The organism is Brevibacillus sp. MCWH (assembly GCF_013096935.1).
GTDB lineage: Bacteria > Bacillota > Bacilli > Brevibacillales > Brevibacillaceae > Brevibacillus > Brevibacillus aydinogluensis.
Genome location: NZ_SDLF01000160.1, coordinates 1 through 449, shown reverse-complemented (window position 1 = coordinate 449; position 449 = coordinate 1). Strand labels below are relative to the sequence as shown.

At 60.8% G+C, this 449-nt stretch carries 1 protein-coding gene; it reads right to left on the bottom strand.

All coding sequences use genetic code 11. From position 1 onward, the window contains the following. On the bottom strand, positions 1–218 hold a 218-nt coding region (locus ETC00_RS19865; RefSeq protein WP_162953912.1), incomplete at its 3' end, for a nucleotide-binding protein. Between the last annotated feature and the right edge of the window lie 231 nt (positions 219–449).

Below are 449 nucleotides of genomic sequence, written 5' to 3'. Positions count from 1 at the left end.
GCCTGGGTGAGGGTGGCCTCGCCGTTGACGACGTTGACGAAGTCGTACACCACGCGGCGTTCGCAGCCCATGATCAGGTCGAGGTTACGCAGGCCGACGTCGAAGTCGACGATGACGGTCTTGAAACCGCGCAAGGCCAGGCCGGTGCCGATAGCTGCGCTGGTGGTGGTTTTACCGACGCCACCCTTACCGGAAGTGACTACGAGAATTTTGGCCAAGGTGATTCACCCCAATGAAAAACGTAAGAATTCTGGTCCCTGAAAGTGGCGGCAGTATCCGTTAAAGGCGGGTGATGTTCAACACGTCACCCGACAGGCTGACGTGCACTGCCTTGCCCCACTGCGGGCTGCGTCGCAGGTCCTCCGCGACCTTGTAGTTACCGGCGATGGAGACCAGTTCGGCGGCCAGCTGCTGGCAGAAGATTCGCGCCGTGGCGTCGCCTTTCACGC